At 74.2% G+C, this 18,471-nt stretch carries 15 protein-coding genes; 9 read left to right on the top strand and 6 right to left on the bottom strand.

The annotated features are described in order from the left end of the window. The first annotated feature begins 23 nt into the window (after nt 1-23). Genes AC07FJ_RS03950 through AC07FJ_RS03960 form a run of 3 tightly spaced genes read left to right on the top strand, consistent with a single transcriptional unit; the run spans nt 24 to nt 4,026 of the window. Nucleotides 24-1,316: an SWIM zinc finger family protein gene (locus AC07FJ_RS03950; protein ID WP_479044906.1), complete on the top strand. Its 1,293-nt coding sequence runs from the start codon at nt 24-26 to the stop codon at nt 1,314-1,316. Nucleotides 1,317-1,364: 48 nt separating this feature from the next. Further along, nucleotides 1,365-1,805, top strand: coding sequence for a hypothetical protein (locus AC07FJ_RS03955; RefSeq protein ID WP_479044908.1), 441 nt, complete (start codon nt 1,365-1,367; stop codon nt 1,803-1,805). 16 nt (nt 1,806-1,821) lie between these two features. Then, on the top strand, nt 1,822-4,026 hold the full coding sequence (locus AC07FJ_RS03960) for a hypothetical protein (RefSeq protein ID WP_479044910.1): 2,205 nt from the start codon (nt 1,822-1,824) through the stop codon (nt 4,024-4,026). On the opposite strand, the gene AC07FJ_RS03965 is transcribed toward AC07FJ_RS03960, so the two are convergent. After that, nucleotides 3,998-5,716, bottom strand: a complete 1,719-nt coding sequence (locus AC07FJ_RS03965) for a translation initiation factor 2 (protein ID WP_479044911.1) — start codon at nt 5,714-5,716, stop codon at nt 3,998-4,000. The genes AC07FJ_RS03960 and AC07FJ_RS03965 overlap by 29 nt on opposite strands. A 288-nt stretch (nt 5,717-6,004) precedes the next feature. Here AC07FJ_RS03965 and AC07FJ_RS03970 point away from each other — a divergent pair, with 288 nt between their 5' ends. Next, nucleotides 6,005-6,781: a chaplin gene (locus AC07FJ_RS03970; RefSeq protein ID WP_479044913.1), complete on the top strand. Its 777-nt coding sequence runs from the start codon at nt 6,005-6,007 to the stop codon at nt 6,779-6,781. Between the two features lie 29 nt (nt 6,782-6,810). Here the strand turns inward: AC07FJ_RS03970 and AC07FJ_RS03975 are convergent, their stop codons facing one another. Next, the gene (locus AC07FJ_RS03975) at nt 6,811-7,473 is read right to left on the bottom strand and encodes a DUF2293 domain-containing protein (protein WP_479044915.1); all 663 of its coding nucleotides are present in this window, start codon (nt 7,471-7,473) and stop codon (nt 6,811-6,813) included. An 11-nt stretch (nt 7,474-7,484) separates the two neighbouring features. After that, a complete protein-coding gene (locus AC07FJ_RS03980) occupies nt 7,485-7,931 on the bottom strand; it encodes a hypothetical protein (protein ID WP_479044916.1) in 447 nt (148 codons plus the stop codon). Nucleotides 7,932-8,151: 220 nt separating this feature from the next. Here AC07FJ_RS03980 and AC07FJ_RS03985 point away from each other — a divergent pair, with 220 nt between their 5' ends. Further along, nucleotides 8,152-8,799 (top strand): nucleoside/nucleotide kinase family protein, encoded by a 648-nt coding sequence (locus AC07FJ_RS03985; protein WP_479044918.1) that lies wholly within the window; start codon nt 8,152-8,154, stop codon nt 8,797-8,799. 11 nt (nt 8,800-8,810) lie between these two features. On the opposite strand, the gene AC07FJ_RS03990 is transcribed toward AC07FJ_RS03985, so the two are convergent. Genes AC07FJ_RS03990 through AC07FJ_RS04000 form a run of 3 tightly spaced genes read right to left on the bottom strand, consistent with a single transcriptional unit; the run spans nt 8,811 to nt 12,001 of the window. Then, complete coding sequence (locus AC07FJ_RS03990; RefSeq protein ID WP_479044920.1) at nt 8,811-9,704, bottom strand: carbohydrate kinase family protein; 894 nt, start codon at nt 9,702-9,704, stop codon at nt 8,811-8,813. Next, a complete protein-coding gene (locus AC07FJ_RS03995) occupies nt 9,701-10,675 on the bottom strand; it encodes a pseudouridine-5'-phosphate glycosidase (protein ID WP_479044923.1) in 975 nt (324 codons plus the stop codon). Before AC07FJ_RS03995 ends, AC07FJ_RS03990 begins: the two co-directional genes overlap by 4 nt. Nucleotides 10,676-10,732: 57 nt before the next feature. Next, the gene (locus AC07FJ_RS04000) at nt 10,733-12,001 is read right to left on the bottom strand and encodes an MFS transporter (protein ID WP_479045299.1); all 1,269 of its coding nucleotides are present in this window, start codon (nt 11,999-12,001) and stop codon (nt 10,733-10,735) included. 355 nt (nt 12,002-12,356) lie between these two features. Between AC07FJ_RS04000 and AC07FJ_RS04005 the strand changes: the two genes are divergently transcribed. The 4 genes from AC07FJ_RS04005 to AC07FJ_RS04020 all read left to right on the top strand — a co-directional run bounded on the left by AC07FJ_RS04005 (nt 12,357) and on the right by AC07FJ_RS04020 (nt 18,324). Continuing rightward, the gene (locus AC07FJ_RS04005) at nt 12,357-13,301 is read left to right on the top strand and encodes an MHYT domain-containing protein (RefSeq protein ID WP_479045301.1); all 945 of its coding nucleotides are present in this window, start codon (nt 12,357-12,359) and stop codon (nt 13,299-13,301) included. Between the two features lie 48 nt (nt 13,302-13,349). Further along, the gene (gene uvrB, locus AC07FJ_RS04010; RefSeq protein WP_361414785.1) at nt 13,350-15,500 is read left to right on the top strand and encodes an excinuclease ABC subunit UvrB; all 2,151 of its coding nucleotides are present in this window, start codon (nt 13,350-13,352) and stop codon (nt 15,498-15,500) included. A 269-nt stretch (nt 15,501-15,769) separates the two neighbouring features. Next, complete coding sequence (locus AC07FJ_RS04015; protein WP_361414787.1) at nt 15,770-16,348, top strand: TerD family protein; 579 nt, start codon at nt 15,770-15,772, stop codon at nt 16,346-16,348. Nucleotides 16,349-16,479: 131 nt separating this feature from the next. After that, nucleotides 16,480-18,324, top strand: coding sequence for a TerD family protein (locus AC07FJ_RS04020; RefSeq protein WP_479044925.1), 1,845 nt, complete (start codon nt 16,480-16,482; stop codon nt 18,322-18,324). Nucleotides 18,325-18,471 lie beyond the last annotated feature (147 nt).

The raw sequence follows: 18,471 nt of genomic DNA on the forward strand, positions 1-18,471 counted from the left end.
GAGGCTGTCATGAGGAGGCCGTCATGAGCCCGCACCGTACGCGTCCGGGCGCCGCCCGCCGCGCACCGCTGCACGACGACCACCGCCGTACGTTCCCGCAGCTCGCCCCGGCCCAGGACGCCGAGGGGCGGTTCGCCGCCACCTGGTGGGGCAACGCCTGGGTGCGGGCCCTGGAGGACACCGCCCTGGACCCGGCACGCCTCGCCCGTGGGCGGGCCTACGCGGCCGGGGGCCACGTGGACGCCATCACCGTGACGCCGGGCCGGGTCGTCGCGTACGTCCACGGCAGCAGGCCGCGCCCGTACCGCGCGGAGATCCGCCTGCGGGTCCTCCGCGACGACGACTGGGAACGCTTCCTGGACCTGGCAGCGGCCCGACCCGACCACATCGCGGCCCTGCTGGACAAGGACGTGCCGCACGCGCTGGCCGCCGTCGCCGACCTGCTGCCCGGCAGCGGGGACCTGATTCCCGACTGCTCCTGCCCCGACCACGGATACCCCTGCAAACACACGGCCGCCCTGTGCTACCAGGCGGCGCGGCTCCTCGACGAGGACCCGTTCGTGCTGTTCCTGATGCGGGGCCGCGGCGAACAGGAGATCCTCGCGGCACTCAGCCACCGCAACGCCACCCGCTCCGCCGCCGAGACCAGCGCGGCGCCTCCGCGGATGCCGACGGTCCCGGCGCGCGAGGCGCTGGCGCCCCTGCCCGGCGCCGGGGCCGCGGGCGGCGCGCTCGCCCTGCCGCCGCCGTTGCCCGTCCTGGAGCACCCCGGTCGCCCGCCCGCGTACCCGGAGGACCCGGACGGTCCCGACCCCCTGGCCCTGGAACTGCTCGCCACCGAGGCGGCCGCCCGCGCGCACGCGTTCCTGACGACGGGCCGGGACCCGGTGGCCGCGCTCACGCCCTGGCAGGACGCCGTGCGCCTCGCCGCCGCCCACCCCGGCTCGGGCCTGACGGCCGCGACCCGCGCCCTGTACCGCGACCTCGCCGCCGCACTGGACCGCACCCCGGCCGACCTGGCCCGCGCGGTCGCCGCCTGGCGTCAGGGCGGCCCGGCGGGCCTCGCCGTCCTGGAGGAGGCCTGGGACCCGCCCGCAGGCCCCTTCGACCGGGCGCGCCCCGCCCTGATCGCCGCCGACTTCCCGCACTTCCGCCCGTGGCGCAACCGCCTGTCGAGCCGCTCCCTCCAGCTGCGCTACGGCCGCGACGGCCTCTGGTACGGCTACGAGTCCGACCCCGACCGCGAGGACTGGTGGCCACGCGGCACTCCCGACGCGGACCCCGTCGGCGTACTCGCCGACCTGCTCGGGCGCTGATGGGTAGGCTGCCGTCGGATACGGGGAAACGACCACGAAGGGAGCCGGGTGGAAGCCGAGTTGATGACGCTGGCGACGGCGGGGGCGACCGCGCTCGTCCAGCAGATGGTGGGCGACGGCTGGGAGCAGGTCAAAGGCCGGATCGTCGCGTTCTTCGCCCGCCGCGCGGGCACGGACCCGGCGGTGATCGAGGACGAGCTGGACACGGTACGAGCGGAACTGCTCGCCGCCGAGGAGACGGGCGACGAGCGTACGACGGCCGACGCCCAGGCCGAAGCGCGCACCGAGTGGCGGGCCCGCATGCGCCGCACCCTCCAGGCGGACCCGGAGGCGGCCGCCGAACTCCGCGACATCTTGGACGAGATGATGCCCAGGAACCCGGCCCCGACGACCATCACGACGCACAACACGATGAACGACGGGGTCAACTACGGCGGCGTGATCCAGGCCGGCGTCATCGTAAGGAACTACGGCGCACCGGGCGCCTGACCCCTACAGTTGGGCCGTGAGCGACGAGACACGGAACAGCGTGGGCGGCAGCGCACGGGTGGACACGGTCGTACAGGCGGGCCACATCGGCGAGCTGCACCAGCACCGCCACGACCACCACCACGTGACCCCACCGCCCCCGGAGCTCACGGCCCACCAATTACCTCCGCGCCCCCGCCACTTCGAGAACCGTGACGCCGAGCAGCGGCGACTGCTGAGTGCCGCGCTCACGGACCGGCCGCGGGACGGCCGCCCGTTCGTCGCCGCCCTCAGCGGTCTGCACGGCGTCGGCAAGACCACCCTCGGCGTACTCCTCGCCCGCAAACTCGTCGACCGGCACACCGGCGAGCAGGTCGACCACGAGCACACCTCCGACGAGCACACCTCCGACGAGCGGGCATCCGGCGAGCAGGCCTCCCACGAACACGCCTCCGACGAGCACGCCATCCGCTACATCGATCTCGACGACCACCGCACCGACGGCGGCGCCGACATCGCCGAGGCCCTCGCCGACCTGCTGCGCTCGCTCGGCGTCCACCCCGGCTGGATCGAGCGCACTCTCGCCGGGCGCCGGCGCCAGTACTGGGCGAGCACCGAGCACAGGCCCCTCGTCCTCGTCCTCGACAACGTCCGCTACGGGACGGAGGTCGACCAACTGCTGCCCGCGTCGCCGCACAGCACCGTGATCGCGATCAGCAGGCGCCGCCTCTACGACATCCGGGGCGGCGCCGACCTCGACCTCCCGCTCGGCCCGCTCGACGCGCACCACGCCCAGCAGCTGCTGCGCCGCATCGCCGCCGACGACCCGCGGCTGTCGGCCGAGGCGACCGCCGTCGCCGAACTGGCCCGGGCCTGCGCAGGTCTGCCCGCCGCCCTGGAGGTCGCCGCCGAGTGGCTGCGCCGCCACCGCCGCCGCCCCGTCGGCCGGCTCGTCACCCAACTCGCCGACACCTGGCGGGACAACGGCGTACCGGAGGTGGAAGCGGTGTGGAACACGGCGTACCGGGAACTGAGCCCCGAGTCCGCCCGCCTCTACCGCCTCCTCGCCGTGCACCCCGGCCCGTACGTCGCCCCCGACGCCGTCGCCGCCCTCCTGGGCACCGGGCCGGACGCCGCCGAGGACGCGCTCGACGAGCTGGAGGTCTCCGCCCTCCTCCCGCTGGGCCGGGGTGGCCTGTACCGCCTGCACGACCTGCTGCGCGACCACGCGCACCGCAGCGCCCGGCGCGACGACCCGGACGGCACCGAGGCCGCCGCCGGCCGCACCCGGATCATCCGCTGGTACCTGCGCCAGGCACAACGCGCGGACGCGCTCTGGGCGGGCACCAGGCTGACCCTCGCCGCACCTGTGCCCCCGCTCCCCGGGGACGTACCGGACGTGGACTGGGGAACCGCGAGGGGCGACGCGCTGCGCTGGCTGGAGGCGCGCAGGCACGCCCTCTTCGCTGCCGTCCGGTCGGCGTACCGGCACGGTATGGACGACGACGCCTGGGCCCTGTGCGAGCCCCTGTGGACCCACTTCCTCGACCACCAGCACTACGCCGACGTGACGGACGCCTTCACCGCCGGGCGCGACGCCGCCCGCCGCGCCGGGAACGTCCCCGCGCTCATCCGGATGCGCTGCCAGCTGGCCCGGCCCCTGTGGGAGCAGGAGCGTTTCGACGAGGCGGAGGCCGAGGTGGAGGCGGCGGTCGACGCGGCGGCCGGCCTCGGCGACAGCACGCTCCACCGCAAGCTGCGGGCGTCGGCGTGCGAGTTCCGGGGCAAACTCCGCACCGTACGGGGCGACTGGCGGGCGGCGGCGCCCGACTTCGAGACGGCGCGCCGCGTCCACCAGGAGATCGGCAACGACTACGGGGTCATGCTCCAGACCTACCTCCTCGCCCAGACCGCCCGCGAAACCGGTGACCTCGACACGGCTGTGCGCCTCGCCGAGCAGGCGCACCGCATGGCCGCCGCGCCCCCCGAGCGCCCCCGGATGAAGGCCCGCACCGCCTTCGAGCTGGGCCGGACGCTGCACGCCCTCGGCCGCACCGACGAGGCGCGCCCGCTCTACGCGTCCGCCCTGGCCGGCGCCCGCGAGCGCGCCGCCACCCGGGAACAGGCCACGATCCTCACCGCCCTGGCCGCCCTCGCCGACGACACCGGCGACCGGCCGGCGGCGCAGCGCCATCGGGAGGAGGCCCGCGCGATCAGGGCCGCGGCGACAGCCGCAGACTGACCCGCCGACCACCCACGACGCACCACACCTCACCGCTGCCGCCACGACCACCGCCACCGCCGCCACCGCCGCCGGTACGGGCACCCCGTTCCAGCCATGCGTGGACGCCGCTGAGCAGGGCGGCCGGATCGGCACGGTGCCGGCGCTCGGCGGCCACGTCGTACACCTCGCCGTCCCGCCGCCGTACGACGAAACGCTCTGGGGACCGCACGACGGCGGCCGTACGGCAGCCGGGGAACGCCGCCAGGGTCCGCGCGGCCCAGGCAGCCGCCCCGTCGGCCGGTTCGGCGCGCCGGTAGAGCAGCGCGGCGCTCTGCCGCTGCCGTACGCCCGCCAGGTCGTCCTCGGCGGCGAGATGGTCCACGTCCACATCCGCTTCCGCCGCGGCGGGATACCGCTCGACGCCCACCGTCCGCCCGTCCACCGTCCGCCCGTCCACCGCCGCCCGTACGGCGAAGGCCGCCGGTACGGCCCCGGGCCCGCCCGGGGCCGGCCCCCATCCCGTGGGCACGGGAAGCGGCCGCGGCTCGGCCGGGTAACCCGGCGGATCGAGCCCGAGCAGCCGGTACACCTCGGCCCGCAGCCGCTCCAGCGACTCGCCCTCGCACGCGAACGCGCCCCGCGCGTACGCCCGTACGCCGCCCGCGCGATGCTCCCGCACCACCCTGTCGAGCTCCCGGGCACCCCTGAAAGCGGGCACCGCGCCCAGCAGCCGCGCCATCGGGCTTCCCTCGATGAGCTCACGTCCCCCGTCGTACGCCCCGACGACCGGCCGGTCGAGAGCGGCCGCGTACAGCGCCGCCGACCCGTGGTCGGTGACCACGACGTCGGACGCCACGAGCAACGCGCCCCACTCCTCGTACGGCCGCGCCAGCACCGCCCCCGCGTCGAGGGCGGGCCCCAGCGCCAGCCGCAGGTCGTACGCCCCGACCTCGCTGAACTCGTTGGGGTGTACGACGACCGCCACCTGCCAGCCGTCGTACGGGAGGGCGCCGACGAGCTCGGCGGCGAGACCGGGCCGTCGGCGTATCAGCGACTCGGGCCCCCACGTCGACGCCACGACCACCAGCCGCCGCGCCCCGGTCCCGAGCGCCGCCCGGTACCGTTCACGGAGCCCCGTGGACGTGAGGATCCGGTCGAGCGTGGGATCCCCCACGACCACGCCGCGCCGGGCCGCCCGGGGGCACGCCGCGGCGATCCGCTCGATCTGCCGGCCGTGCGCGAGCGCGTGTACCGCGGCCAGCGGCCGTCCGTCCCGCATCAGGTACGACGGGTCGAGGCCGGATGCGGAGTCCGCCGGACCGCCTTCCTCCACCGCCTTGTTGAAACCGGCGCCGTGCGGCATCAGCACGAGCGGCCCGTCCAGAAGCTCCAGCCGGCCCTTGGGGCTCGCGGCCACCACCAGGTCGTACCGCGATGCGACGGCCTCGTCCCACGCGACCGTCCGCGCCCCCGCCTGCTCCAGCGCGGCGAACGCGTCCACCCCGAAGTCCGACCCGGGTACGAGGACGAAGCGCCGGTGGATCCGGTGGTCCCCGTGGAAGACGGGCATCACGTCAAGCAGTCGATGCAGCGCGGTCGCCGACCGTACGGCGAACAGCACGGTCCTCGACCCCTCCCGGCCCCGGCCCCGGGCCTGCTGCCCGCTGCCCGCTGCCCGCTGCCCGCTGCCCGCTATGTGATTGTTCATCCTACTCTGTGCCGATTTCGTACCTATGCCGTTCCGCTCAACTGGCTCCGGTGCACCCGTCGTCGGCATGCCGGCGATCGTACGTGAGTGCGCCAACCGGCCCAGTGCCTGCCCGGATCGCGCGCTCACGCCGCGCCCAGGGGTGCGATCCGTAGAGGACCTGTGAGGGTTCGATTAAGCCGCCACTCGATGGGGTGAATGACAGATGCGACATAACCCGCCTTGTCTGTAAGGCGTTAATTCCGGTGCGGGCGGGTGCCCGTGAAAGTCTCCGGAAGGCAGGAAGCCATGAGGCACACTCGCCGAAATGGTCTGGCCACCCTGGTGGCCACCGGCGGCGCGCTCGCTATGGCGGCGGGTTATGCGTACGCCGACTCCGAGGCGGCCGGCGTTACGGCCGACTCGCCGGGGCTGGTCTCCGGCAACAGCGTGCAGCTGCCGGTGGACGTCCCGGTCAACGTCTGCGGCAACACCATCAACGTGGTCGGCCTCCTCAACCCCGCGGCCGGCAACACGTGCGCGAACAAGAGCGGCGGCAAGTCCGCCCACAAGGACCAGGCGACCACCCCGCACGGCGGCAGCGGCAGCGGAAGCGGCGACAGCAGCGGCAAGGGCAGCGCGAACGACGGCGGTGCGTCCGCCGAAGGCGTCATCAAGGGGTCTCCCGGGGTGATCACGGGCAACGGCATCCAGCTGCCCGTCGACCTGCCGGTCAACATCAGCGGCAACTCCGTCAACTTCGTCGGTGTCCTCAACCCCGTCTTCGGCAACGCGTCCAGCAACGGCGGCGGCAAGACCCCCGTCACCCCGCCGACGCCGCCGAAGGGCGACGAGCCGTCCCAGCCGCCGAAGCCGGGTGCGTCGAAGCCGGAGGAGCCGTCCGCAGCGGGGCCCGCTCCGGCGCCCGACACCCGCCCCGCACTGGAGACCAGCACGACGCCGCTGGCCGAGACCGGTGCCGACGGCGACCTGCTCGCCCTCGGCGGTGCGGCCATGGGCCTGCTGCTCGGCGGCGCCGTCCTCTACCGCCGCTTCCGCGGCCCCGCGACGCACGAAGGCGTCTGACTGCTCAGGCCGGCACCGAGGCGTAGGTCTCACCGCCGCCAGGACTCCAGCACCGCGTCGATGGCCGGTGCCAGGCGGGCACGGGCCTGGTGGCGGGGGACACCGCGCATCAGCAGCGTGTCGTACTCCGTGTCGAGGTGCCGCACCGACGCCCGCACCGCCGCGGTCACCGCGCCCTCGTCCAGGGCCCGGCCCGCCGCCGTACGCCCGACACGCCCGCTGCCGCGCAGCGAGGCGTGCGCCGCGATGCCGGCGGCCCGCTCCGGGGGACACCCCGGGAACAGGCGCCGGATCTCGGCGGCCAGGGCGGCCGTGAACCGCTCGTCCTCGGCCGCCCGCCGCTCCGCGTCCCTCGCCCTGCGGCGGGCGCGCGCCTCGGCGTCGGCGAGACAGGCGGCCTCGGCCCGCGCCAGGGCCGCCTCCTCCACGAGGATGCCCTGGCGCTCGTATCGGGTACGGCGCCGGTTGTGGCGCACGACCACGGCCCACAGCCCGCTCGCCTCGCGGGCGCGACGGGTGAGCGCCGCGTCGCCGCGCGGCAGGTAGACCAGGTGGCCGAGGTCGGCGCAGTCCAGGCAGAGCGGCGCGTGGAACTCCAGGACCATCCGGTCCAGCGGGCCGCTGCGGCACTCCGCGCAGTGGCGGCGTCGGCGCAGCGGCTCGATCACCACGATCGGGGCCGGTACGGACATGTCGGCGCCGCTCAGCGCACGCTCGGCGCCGCCGCCTCGATGAACGCGGTCAACGCCTCGACCGCCTGCTGCGAGCGCCGGTCCCGGTCCGCCTCGTCCCTCGCCTCGTGCATGCAGTTCGTCACCTCGAAGGTCTCCTCCGCCAGCCGTACGATCGCGGGGTCGTCGCACACCAACTGCACACGCACCAGGGCCTGTCGGGCGGCGGCCCGCCGGTCGTACGACTCCAGGCGGGTGCTCTCCGCGTGCGAGCCGTTCCTGCGGTACCAGCGCGCGTTCTGCGCCCGCCGGTACTCCACCACCGCGTCGGCGAACGCGCTGTACGTCGCGATCCGCTCCTGACGGAGCTGTTCCGCGCGGGCGAGCGCGGCCGTGCGCTGCGCCGCCCGCCCCTGGAAGAAGTGTGTGACCACCGCGCCGAGCAGCGTGCCGATCACCGCGATCAGCGCCGTCTCCATCGCTGCCTCCCCCCTCGGGCCCCCCGCTCCGTACGCGGTCGTTCCGCACCCTATTACGACCGTGCGCCGAGCCGCACCGGTCGGGAGCGGGGCCCGAAGTGCCCGAAGGCGAGCGCCACGGTGGGGAGTTCGGGCCGACGCCTCCCGCACCGGGGCGGGTATGCGGTGCAGGGGGCACCGACATGCTGTGCGGGTCGCGGCCTCGGGGAACATGGGGGGCGTGAGACTCGAACCGATCACCTGGGAACGGCTGGCCGACCGCCTCGCCGTGCACGTGGACGGGCTCCGGCCCGGCGACGGAGGGCCCTGGCTCAAGGTCGGCGTCGACGGGCCGCCCGCCGCCCGGCCCGAGGAGCCGGCCGCGCTGCTGGCCGAGGCGCTGCGGCTGCGCGGCCGGGCGGTGGCGGTGGTCGGGACGGAGGGCTTCCTGCGCCCGGCGTCGCTGCGGTACGAGTACGGGAAGGAGGATCCCGACTCGTACTACAGCGGTTGGTTCGACACGAGCGCGCTGTGGCGCGAGGTCTTCGCGCCGCTGGAGCCGGGCGGCAGCGGGCGCGTCCTGCCGGACCTGTGGGACCCGGTGGCGGACCGCGCCACGCGCAGCCCGTACACCCGGCTCCCGCCCGGTGGTGTGCTGGTGCTGCACGGCCCGTTCCTGCTCGGGCACTGGTTCCCCTTCGACCTGACGGTGCACCTGCGCCTGTCGCGGGGTGCCCTCGCCCGGCGCACGGCCGAGGCGTGGACCCTGCCCGCCTTCGACCGTTACGAGGCCGAGGTCGGCCCGGCGGAGGCGGCGGACGTCCTCGTGCGCGCGGACGACCTGCGCCACCCGGCGTGGACCGGCGTCCGAGGACGGGACGCGCAGTAGCCGGGCGGCCCTCACCGATCCGCCGGCCGGCCGCCCAGCACCGCCACCGCCTCGGCCCCCGCGCGGCAACCGGCCGACGCCGCACCGGCCGGGGACGCGCCGGAGAGGCGGGCGGCCAGGAAGGCACCCGTGAAGGCGTCGCCGGCACCCGTCGAGTCGAGCGCACGCGCCGGTGGTGCCGACGCGCGGGCGACGACGCGGCCGGACGCCGCCACCAGCGCGCCCGCCGCACCGAGCGTCACGGCGACCAGCGGGAAGCCGTGGCTGAGCTTGACCGCGGCGTCCGACGGGTCGGGCAGTCCCGTCAGCAGCGCGGCCTCGTCGGCGTTGGGCAGCAGCACGTCCGCGCCCTCCACCGCCGCCAGGAACCGGGCCACGCCGAACTTCGCGAGGAACCCCGCCGACGCCGGGTCCACGCTCACCGGTACGCCCCGCTCCCGCGCGGCCGCCAGGGCCAGGGACGCAGCCTCCCGGCTGGGTCCCGCGAAGAAGAGGTACCCGGACAGATGTACGTGTGACACACCCTCCAGCAGGGCTGGCGACCAGTCGCCACGGTCCAGCCGCAGCGCCGCCCCGCCGTCCGTGAGGAACGTCCGCTCCGCGGTCGCGTCGACCAGCGCCACGACCGTCGCGGTCGGCGCCTCCCCGTCCCGTACGAGCAGGGGCCGTACCCCGGCCGCCCGCAGCCGATCCTCGTGCCAGGAGGCCCGGTCCGCGCCCACCCGCGCCAGGATCCGCACGTCCGGCCAGCCCGAACGCGCCGCCCAGCACGCGACGTTCCCACCGGCGCCGCCGGGCAGGGTGCGGATCTCCGCCGCCGTGTCGGTTCCCCGCGCCAGTGGCGTACGGTGCCGGGCCACGACGTCGGTGACCACGTCACCGACCACGAGCAGCGCGCCGCTCATCGCGGGGGTTCCGCCGCAGCCGCGGCCGGCGCCGTGGTCGTCGTCGCCGCCGCCTCCGCGATGCGCGCCGCGAGCCGCACATTGCCGCGTACCGCCGCGATGTTGGCCTCCAGGGACGCGCCGCCGGTGTGCCGCATGAGGTACTCCAGGAGGAACGGTGTCACCGCCTGCCCGGTGATCCCTCGCTCCCGGCACGCGTCCAGGGCCTCCGCCAGCACCCGGTCGTGCAGCTCCGGGTCCAGTTGCTCCGCCTCCGGCACCGGATGGGCGACGATCAACGCGGCCCCGGCCCCGGTTCCGGTCCCGGGCTCGGCGAGGGCGTCCTGCGCCCACATCACGGCCGCCACCTCCTGGGGCGACCGCACCGTCCAGTCGACCGGTTCCCCGGAGGACGTCAGATAGAAGCCGGGGAAGTACTCGGTTCCGTACCCGAGGATGCCCACGCCCAGCGTCTCCAGCCGCTGAAGCGTCGCCGGGACGTCCAGGATGGACTTGACCCCCGCGCACACCACCGTGATCCGCGTCCGCGCCAGCAGGCGCAGGTCCGCCGACTCGTCCTGCGTGTGCGTCCACTCCCGGTGTACGCCGCCGAGCCCGCCGGTCGCGAAGACCCGGATGCCCGCCCGCGCGGCCAGGAACGCCGTCGCCGACACGGTCGTCGCCCCGCTCGCCCCCGTCGCCAGGGCGGGCGCCAGGTCCCGGTGCCCCAGCTTGCGTACGCCGGGATCGCCGGCCAGCCGCTCCAGCCCGCTCTTGTCCAGCCCGATGCGGGCCACACCGTCCAGGACGGCGATGGTGGCCGGCACGGCACCGCCCTCCCGTACGAGCGCCTCCAGCTCCCGTGCCACGGCGAGGTTGCGCGGGCGGGGCAGCCCGTGGGCGATGATCGTCGACTCGAGCGCCACGACGGGCCGGTGAGCCGCCAGCGCCTCCCGTACCTCTTCGGACAACACCACTGTGGTCTCTGGCATGTCCCCATCCCTGGCGCGGCGGCGGGCCCCGCAAACCTGCGCCCCGCGGCGCTCAGGTCACCCGGAACGCTTCGGTGAGCGCAGCGCCAGCACGGCGAGCGGCAGCAGCAGGCACGCGCCGGCCGCGTTCAGCCAGCCGTAGCCGGCCTGGGCGACGATCAGGCCGGCCGCCGCGCCCCCGATGCCCGCCGACGTGTTCATCGTCAGGTCCGACAGGCCCTGGACGGCGGCGCGCGCCGCCTGCGGCACGGAGTCGGTCAGCAGGGCCGAGCCGGAGACCAGGCCCGCGGACCAGCCCAGGCCCAGCACGAAGAGCCCGGCGGCCGTACGGCCGTGACTGGCCCCCGCCGTACCGGCCAGCAGGGCCGCGCAGGACAGCAGCCCGACCGCCAGCCCGATGACCGACAGCCTGCCGAGCTTGTCCGACAGCCACCCCATCACGGGCGAGAACGCGTACATGCCGGCGATGTGGCCGCTGATGACGAGCCCGATCAGCTGGATGCCGGCGCCGTGGTGGCTGAGCGCCACGGGGGTCATCGACATGATCGAGACCATCGCCGTGTGCGAGGCCGCCACCGTCACCAGCGCCAGCCGGGCGAGCGGGGACTCCCGCACCGCGCGGAGGCCCGCCCTCAGGGAGCGGCCCTCCGGTGCCGTGTCCTCCGCGGAGCCGGCCGCCAGCGCCCGTGCGGTCAGCAGCGGGTCCGGCCGCAGCAGCGCGGCGACCATCACCGCCGAGACCAGGAAGACCCCGGCCGCCCACAGGAACGGCCCCGCCGCCGCGGGTATGCCCATTCCGGCGACGCTCCGCCCCGCCGGCGCGGCGATGTTCGGGCCCAGCACCGCGCCGATCGTGGTGGCCCACACGACCGTGGAGATGGCCCGCGCGCGCCGCTCCGGCTCGGCCAGGTCCGCGGCCGCGAAACGGGCCTGGAGGTTCGCCGACGACCCGGCACCGAACCCCGCCATGCCCACGAGCAGCAGCGGAAAGCTCCCGACGACCGCCGCGAGCACCACCACACCCGCGCCGACCGCCCCGAGCACGTACGCCACGACCAGCCCGGGCCGCCGCCCGCGCGCGGTCATCAGCGCCGCCAGCGGCATGGACAGCAGCGCCGTCCCGGCCACCATCGCCGTGGGGGCGAGCCCGGACAGCGCCTCCGTCCCGCTCACCTGCTGGGCCAGTACGGAGGCGAGCGCGATGCCGATCGCCACCCCCAGCCCGCCCAGGATCTGGCTGACGATGAGGATGGCCGCGGTCCGCCGCCGCAGGGAGGGCAGATCGGCCACCGCGACCGGCGCGGAAGCGGAGTGGGGCACCGGCACGGGAACGTCGGGTATACCGGAGGGTGTAGTCACCGCGGAAGTCTGTCACCCCTTACACGCTTCGGCCAGATCCGTAGGGCGGTGGCGGTCACCACACCCCGTCCGCCCGGTCGCCCGGACCGCGCGTGCGGGGATGCCCTCATGCCGACCACCGTACGACCCGCCACTGACAGCGCCACCCGGCTCGTGGGCGCGGTGTGAATCTTTGTTTGGTACGTCTCCGGCCATAGCCTCACACCCCTACCAGCGGGTACACATGGCACGACCAGCACGACAGCACCACGACGACAGACCACGTACGAGGCTTGGCAGGCGGCGGGGCACAAGGGGCGAAGGGCTTACGGGTATGCCGAGTATGCAGGGCACGGTCGACGGATTCAGCTACGGACTGGTCACGCCCGTGGCCGCCTATCTGATGGCGTGCCTCGGCGGCGCGCTCGGACTGCGCTGCACCACCAGGTCGCTGCGCGACGGGGGACGGTTCCGGCTCGGCTGGCTGGCCCTCGGCGCCACGTCCATCGGATCCGGCATCTGGACCATGCACTTCATCGCGATGATGGGCTTCAGCGTCCAGGAGTCGCCGATCGGCTACGACCGGCTCATCACCTTCGCCAGCCTCGCCGTCGCGATCGCCATGGTCGGCGTCGGCATCTTCCTCGTGGGCTACCGCGGCGCGACGGCGATGGCCCTCGTCACCGGCGGCACCATCACCGGGCTCGGCATCGCCACCATGCACTACCTCGGCATGGCCGGGATGCGGCTGCAGGGCCGGATCGAGTACGACACCCTCACGGTCGCCCTCTCGGTGGTGATCGCGGTGGTGGCGGCCACGTCCGCGCTCTGGGCGGCCGTATCGGTCCGCGGCTTCCTGGCCACCCTGGGCGCCAGCCTGGTCATGGGCGTCGCGGTCACCGGCATGCACTACACGGGCATGGCCGCCGTCAACGTCCATCTGCACGGCGACGGCCAGGTGCCGGGCACCGAGGACACCACCGCCCTCCTCGCCCCCATCCTGATCGGTCCGGCGGCGTTCCTGCTGCTCGCCGGGGTCGTGGTGCTTTTCGACCCGCTGCTGGTGCTGGGCGAGGCCGGCGGGCGGCGGCCCGTCTTCCGCCCGCCGCACCGGTACGGTGCTCCGGCCCGGCCCCACGGCCAGGAGGCCCGTCAGACCCGCCAGGCCCACGAGGACCGCCGGAGCCATGGGAGCCACGACGGCCACGGGAGCCATGCCTACGGGGAGCCGGCCAACTGGTCGGCGGCCCGTCCGCCCCGCCGCCGCGAGCGCTCCGGCCCCCGCTGATCCCCACGACGACCCCCGGCTGTCAGTGGTGAGTCGTACGGTGGTTGCATGCGGCCCGTTTCCAAGATCGAACGTTCGGTGGCGCCCTTCGAGGTCGTCAGCCCCTACCAGCCCAGCGGCGACCAGCCCGCGGCCATCGCCGACCTGGCCCGCCGTATCCAGGCGGGCGAGAAGGACGTCGTCCTGCTCGGCGCGACCGGCACCGGCAAGTCGGCCACGACCGCCTGGATGATCGAAAAGCTCCAGCGCCCCACTCTGGTGATGGCGCCGAACAAGACGCTGGCCGCGCAGCTGGCCAACGAGTTCCGCGAGCTGCTGCCGAACAACGCCGTGGAGTACTTCGTCTCGTACTACGACTACTACCAGCCCGAGGCGTACGTCCCCCAGTCGGACACCTACATCGAGAAGGACTCCTCCATCAACGAGGAGGTCGAGCGGCTGCGCCACTCCGCCACCAACTCGCTGCTCACCCGGCGCGACGTCGTCGTGGTCGCCTCCGTCTCCTGCATCTACGGCCTCGGCACGCCGCAGGAGTACGTGGACCGGATGGTCCCGCTCAAGGTCGGCGAGGAGATCGACCGCGACCAGCTACTGCGCCGGTTCGTCGACATCCAGTACACGCGCAACGACCTCGCCTTCACCCGCGGCACCTTCCGGGTCCGCGGCGACACCATCGAGATCTTCCCGGTCTACGAGGAGCTCGCCGTCCGCATCGAGATGTTCGGCGACGAGATCGAGGCGCTCTCCACCCTGCACCCGCTCACCGGCGAGGTCATCAGCGACGACCGCGAGCTCTACGTCTTCCCGGCCAGTCACTATGTCGCGGGCCCGGAGCGCATGGAGAAGGCGGTCAACGGCATCGAGCGCGAGCTGGAGGAGCGCCTGGCCGAGCTGGAGAAGCAGGGCAAGCTGCTGGAGGCGCAGCGGCTGCGCATGCGCACCACGTACGACATCGAGATGATGCGCCAGATCGGCTCCTGCTCCGGCATCGAGAACTACTCGATGCACTTCGACGACCGCGAGCCCGGCTCCCCGCCGAACACCCTCCTCGACTACTTCCCCGAGGACTTCCTCCTCGTCATCGACGAGTCCCACGTCACCGTCCCGCAGATCGGCGCCATGTACGAGGGTGACGCCTCGCGCAAGCGGACGCTGGTCGACCACGGCTTCCGGCTGCCGTCCGCGCTCGACAACCGGCCGCTGAAGTGGGAGGAGTTCCAGGAGCGGATCGGCCAGACCGTCTACCTGTCGGCGACGCCGGGACAGTACGAGCTGTCCCGCTCGGACGGCTTCGTCGAGCAGATCATCCGCCCCACCGGCCTCGTCGACCCCGAGGTCGTCGTCAAGCCCACCGAGGGCCAGATCGACGACCTGGTGCACGAGATCCGGCTGCGCACCGAGCGCGACGAGCGCGTCCTGGTCACCACGCTCACCAAGAAGATGGCCGAGGACCTCACCGACTACTTCCTGGAACTGGGCATCCAGGTCCGCTACCTGCACAGCGACGTCGACACCCTGCGCCGCATCGAGCTCCTGCGCGAACTGCGGGCCGGTGACTACGACGTCCTGGTCGGCATCAACCTGCTCCGCGAGGGCCTCGACCTGCCCGAGGTGTCCCTGGTGGCCATCCTGGACGCCGACAAGCAGGGCTTCCTGCGCTCCGGCACCTCGCTGATCCAGACCATCGGCCGTGCCGCGCGCAACGTCTCCGGCCAGGTCCACATGTACGCGGACACGGTCACGCCCGCCATGGCCCAGGCCATCGACGAGACCAACCGGCGCCGTGAGAAGCAGGTCGCGTACAACAAGGCCCACGGCATCGACCCGCAGCCGCTGCGCAAGAAGATCAACGACATCGTGGCCACCATCGCGCGCGAGGAGGTCGACACCGAGCAGCTGCTCGGCACCGGCTACCGCAAGTCCAAGGACGGCAAGGGCGCCAAGGCGCCGGTGCCCTCCCTCGGCAGCGCCACGGCGGCCACGGCCGGCAAGGGCGGCAAGGCGGGCAAGGCCGCCTCCAAGGGCGCGCTGGTCAGTGACCGGCCCGCAGCCGAACTGGCGGGCATCATCGAGGAGATGACCGACCGGATGCGGGCCGCGGCCGCGGAGCTGCAGTTCGAGGTGGCCGCGCGCCTGCGCGACGAGGTGAGCGAGCTGAAGAAGGAGCTCCGGCAGATGAAGGAGGCGGGCATCGCCTGACAGGACAGCGCCTGACCGGACAGCGCCTGGCCGGGTGGCGCCTGACCGGGTAGCGCCTGACCGGACAGCGCCTGGCCGGACAGCGCCTGGCCGGACAGAGCCTGACGCTCCCGCAGCGACGGCCGGTCCGCCCCCGTGCCGGGCCGGCTGTGTTGCAACACCGCCACAAATACCGGACGCGCCTGCTGCCGCCCCGGCCCTCCTGCGTAGGGTGCTGGGCAACCGCACTCGAAGACGGTCGCGGGGGAACGCAACGAGAGGGGACAGCGGTGACGGTCAACATGACCAAGGGGCAGGCCATCAACCTGCAGAAGAGCGACGGAGGCACCCTGACCGCCGTGCGGATGGGGCTCGGCTGGCAGGCCGCCCCGCGCCGCGGCCTGTTCGGTTCGCGCACCCGGGAGATCGACCTGGACGCCTCCGCCGTGCTCTTCGCCGACAAGACGCCCATCGACGTGGTCTTCTTCCGCCACCTGGTCAGCGACGACGGCTCCGTACGCCACACCGGCGACAACCTGGTGGGCGGCGCCGGCCAGGGCGGCGACGACGAGGCGATCCTCGTCGACCTCGCGCGTGTCCCGGTCCACATCGACCAGATCGTCTTCACGGTGAACTCCTTCACCGGCCAGACGTTCCAGGAAGTGCAGAACGCCTTCTGCCGCATCGTCGACGAGACGAACGGCCAGGAGCTCGCCCGCTACACGCTCGACGGCGGCGGCCAGTACACCGCGCAGATCATGGCCAAGGTGCACCGGGCCGGCTCCGGCTGGCAGATGACGGCCCTGGGCAGCTCGGCCAACGGCCGTACGTTCCAGGACCTCATGCCGGCGATCCTGCCGCACCTGTAGGTCCACGACCTCGTCGCCGCACACACCGCGGCGACGGGCACCGCGTCCATCCGCAGCTCCCGGAGGCACCAGGCCGCCCCGGGAGCTGCCGCAGCGTTCGAGCTGTCACAGCAGCGAGGGGGAACAGGCGCATGACGGCCGAACTGGTCCGGGGACAGAACCATCCGCTGCCCCAGGCCCGACTCGAGATCCGGGTGTCGGCGGGCGAACCGGTCATGGCCGGTGCCACGCTCGGCGACGAGGACGGCCGTGTCCCCGGCGTCGAGTGGGTCGTCCACCCCGGAGCGCCCGCCCTGCCCGGCGTGGAGGTCTCCCGCCAGGCGGCCGCCGACCATCGGCTCGCCGTCGACCTCGACGCGCTGCCGCCCTCCGTCCACCGGGTCGCGGTGCTGCTCGCGCTGCCCCTCGGGCTCGGCGGCCCGGACCGGTTCGGTGCCGTCGCCGCGCCCTTCGTGTCGGTCACGACCCTCGACGGCACGGGCATCGCCGACTACACCCTCACCGGCCTCGACCGCGAGTCCGCCGTCGTCGCCCTGGAGCTCTACCGCCGCCAGGGCGCGTGGAAGGTCCGCGCCGTCGGCCAGGGGTACGCGGGCGGCCTCGCGGAGATGCTCGCCGACCAGGGGCTCGACAAGGCCGACGACCTGGCGGAAGCCATCCGGCAGGCCATCGCCAAGGGCATGAGCCGGGCGGTGGCCGCGCCGCCGCCGCGTACCGCCGAAGGCGACCGGGTCCGCCGGGACGCGCCCCCGACGGCGGGCCCCATCGACTACACGCACCCCCGCCGCCGGGCGGAGTCCCAGCCGGCCGCCCCGGCCCCGGCCACCACGCGGCAGCAGCCCGCGCCGCCGGTCGCCGGTGACGCCTCGGGCTGGACCATGGAGGAGCGGCTCTACAACCAGGTCTGGGGCATGTTCGAGGACCTGGCCCGCACCACCGCCGCCTACCGCAGCGCGGTCGACTTCGCGGAGTCCCGCATGGACCAGGAGCTCGACCGCGTCCTGTCCGACCCGCGCAGCCGTATCGGATCCGGCGGAGACGCGGTACGGGCCGCCGCCCGCGCCAAGCACGACGAGCTGACCGCACGGGCCCGCGAGGCGCTCGACCGCGACCTCGCACAGCTCGCCGCCGAGGCGGCGGTGGTCGAGCCCGCCCTCCCGCCCGCGTTCGCCGGCTGGGACAACCCCGTCTGGCACGCGTACCGCGTCCCCACCGAGGCCCCGATGGCCCTCCGCCTCGGCGACCTCCACCTCCCGGAGAGCCCGGAGCTGCGCATCCCCATGCTCGTACGGCTGCCGCTGGCGCGGGGCCTGTGGGTCGACAGCGGCCGCTCGGGGGCCACCGAGGAGGCCGGCCTGGACGACGGCGCACTGCGCCGGCTCGCCATGGACACGGCGGTGTCACTCGCGGCGCGGATGGTCGCGGTGCACCCGGCGGGGGAGTACACCGTCCACGTCGTCGACCCGGCGGGCTCGGCGGCGGCCTCCCTCGGTCCGCTCACCGAATCCGGCGTACTGGCAGGTCCGCCGGCGTCCGGCGCCGGGGGAGTGGCCGACCTCCTCGGCCGGCTCACCGACCGCGTGGACCTGGTGCAGATGGCCGTCCGCGGCGGGGCGGCCGACGCCCTCCCGCCCGACCTGGACACCGCCGAGCAACTGCTGATCGTCAACGACTTCCCGCACGGCTTCGACGACCGGGCCGTCACGCGGCTGCGCTACCTCGCCGACGAGGGGCCGGCCGTCGGGGTGCACCTGCTGATGGTCGCGGATCGCGAGGACGCCCGGGCGTACGGCCCGGTGCTCGACCCCCTGTGGCGCTCGCTGCTGCGGATCACGCCCGTCCCGGACGACCATCTCGCCGACCCGTGGGTGGGCCATGCGTGGACGTACGAGCCGCCGCTGGTCCCGGCGGGGAGCGGGATCCTGCGCCAGGTCCTCTCCCAGGTCGCCGGAGCTCGCCCCAACAGGCGCCCCTGACCTGCGCACTTGGAGGTCTCTTTACTTTCCCCTTTACCTTTCTTTGGTGTTTGCGGTACTGTTCTTTGCGCGGAGGGGAGTACTCCCACCTGCGGCGTTCCCGTCAGTACGGACGGTCGGATCACGACCGGTCCCGGGGCGCCGGCC

Source organism: Streptomyces sp. NPDC045998, from assembly GCF_056430285.1.

What these genes read in the sequence shown, in the direction of transcription:
- AC07FJ_RS03995 (WP_479044923.1), bottom strand. Translation starts at nt 10,675, where the DNA reads ATGCCAGAGACCACAGTGGTGTTGTCCGAAGAGGTACGGGAGGCGCTG.
- AC07FJ_RS04005 (WP_479045301.1), top strand. Translation starts at nt 12,357, where the DNA reads ATGCAGGGCACGGTCGACGGATTCAGCTACGGACTGGTCACGCCCGTG.
- AC07FJ_RS04020 (WP_479044925.1), top strand. Translation starts at nt 16,480, where the DNA reads ATGACGGCCGAACTGGTCCGGGGACAGAACCATCCGCTGCCCCAGGCC.
- AC07FJ_RS03965 (WP_479044911.1), bottom strand. Translation starts at nt 5,716, where the DNA reads ATGAACAATCACATAGCGGGCAGCGGGCAGCGGGCAGCGGGCAGCGGG.
- uvrB (WP_361414785.1), top strand. Translation starts at nt 13,350, where the DNA reads ATGCGGCCCGTTTCCAAGATCGAACGTTCGGTGGCGCCCTTCGAGGTC.
- AC07FJ_RS03980 (WP_479044916.1), bottom strand. Translation starts at nt 7,931, where the DNA reads ATGGAGACGGCGCTGATCGCGGTGATCGGCACGCTGCTCGGCGCGGTG.
- AC07FJ_RS03950 (WP_479044906.1), top strand. Translation starts at nt 24, where the DNA reads ATGAGCCCGCACCGTACGCGTCCGGGCGCCGCCCGCCGCGCACCGCTG.
- AC07FJ_RS03990 (WP_479044920.1), bottom strand. Translation starts at nt 9,704, where the DNA reads ATGAGCGGCGCGCTGCTCGTGGTCGGTGACGTGGTCACCGACGTCGTG.
- AC07FJ_RS03975 (WP_479044915.1), bottom strand. Translation starts at nt 7,473, where the DNA reads ATGTCCGTACCGGCCCCGATCGTGGTGATCGAGCCGCTGCGCCGACGC.
- AC07FJ_RS03970 (WP_479044913.1), top strand. Translation starts at nt 6,005, where the DNA reads ATGAGGCACACTCGCCGAAATGGTCTGGCCACCCTGGTGGCCACCGGC.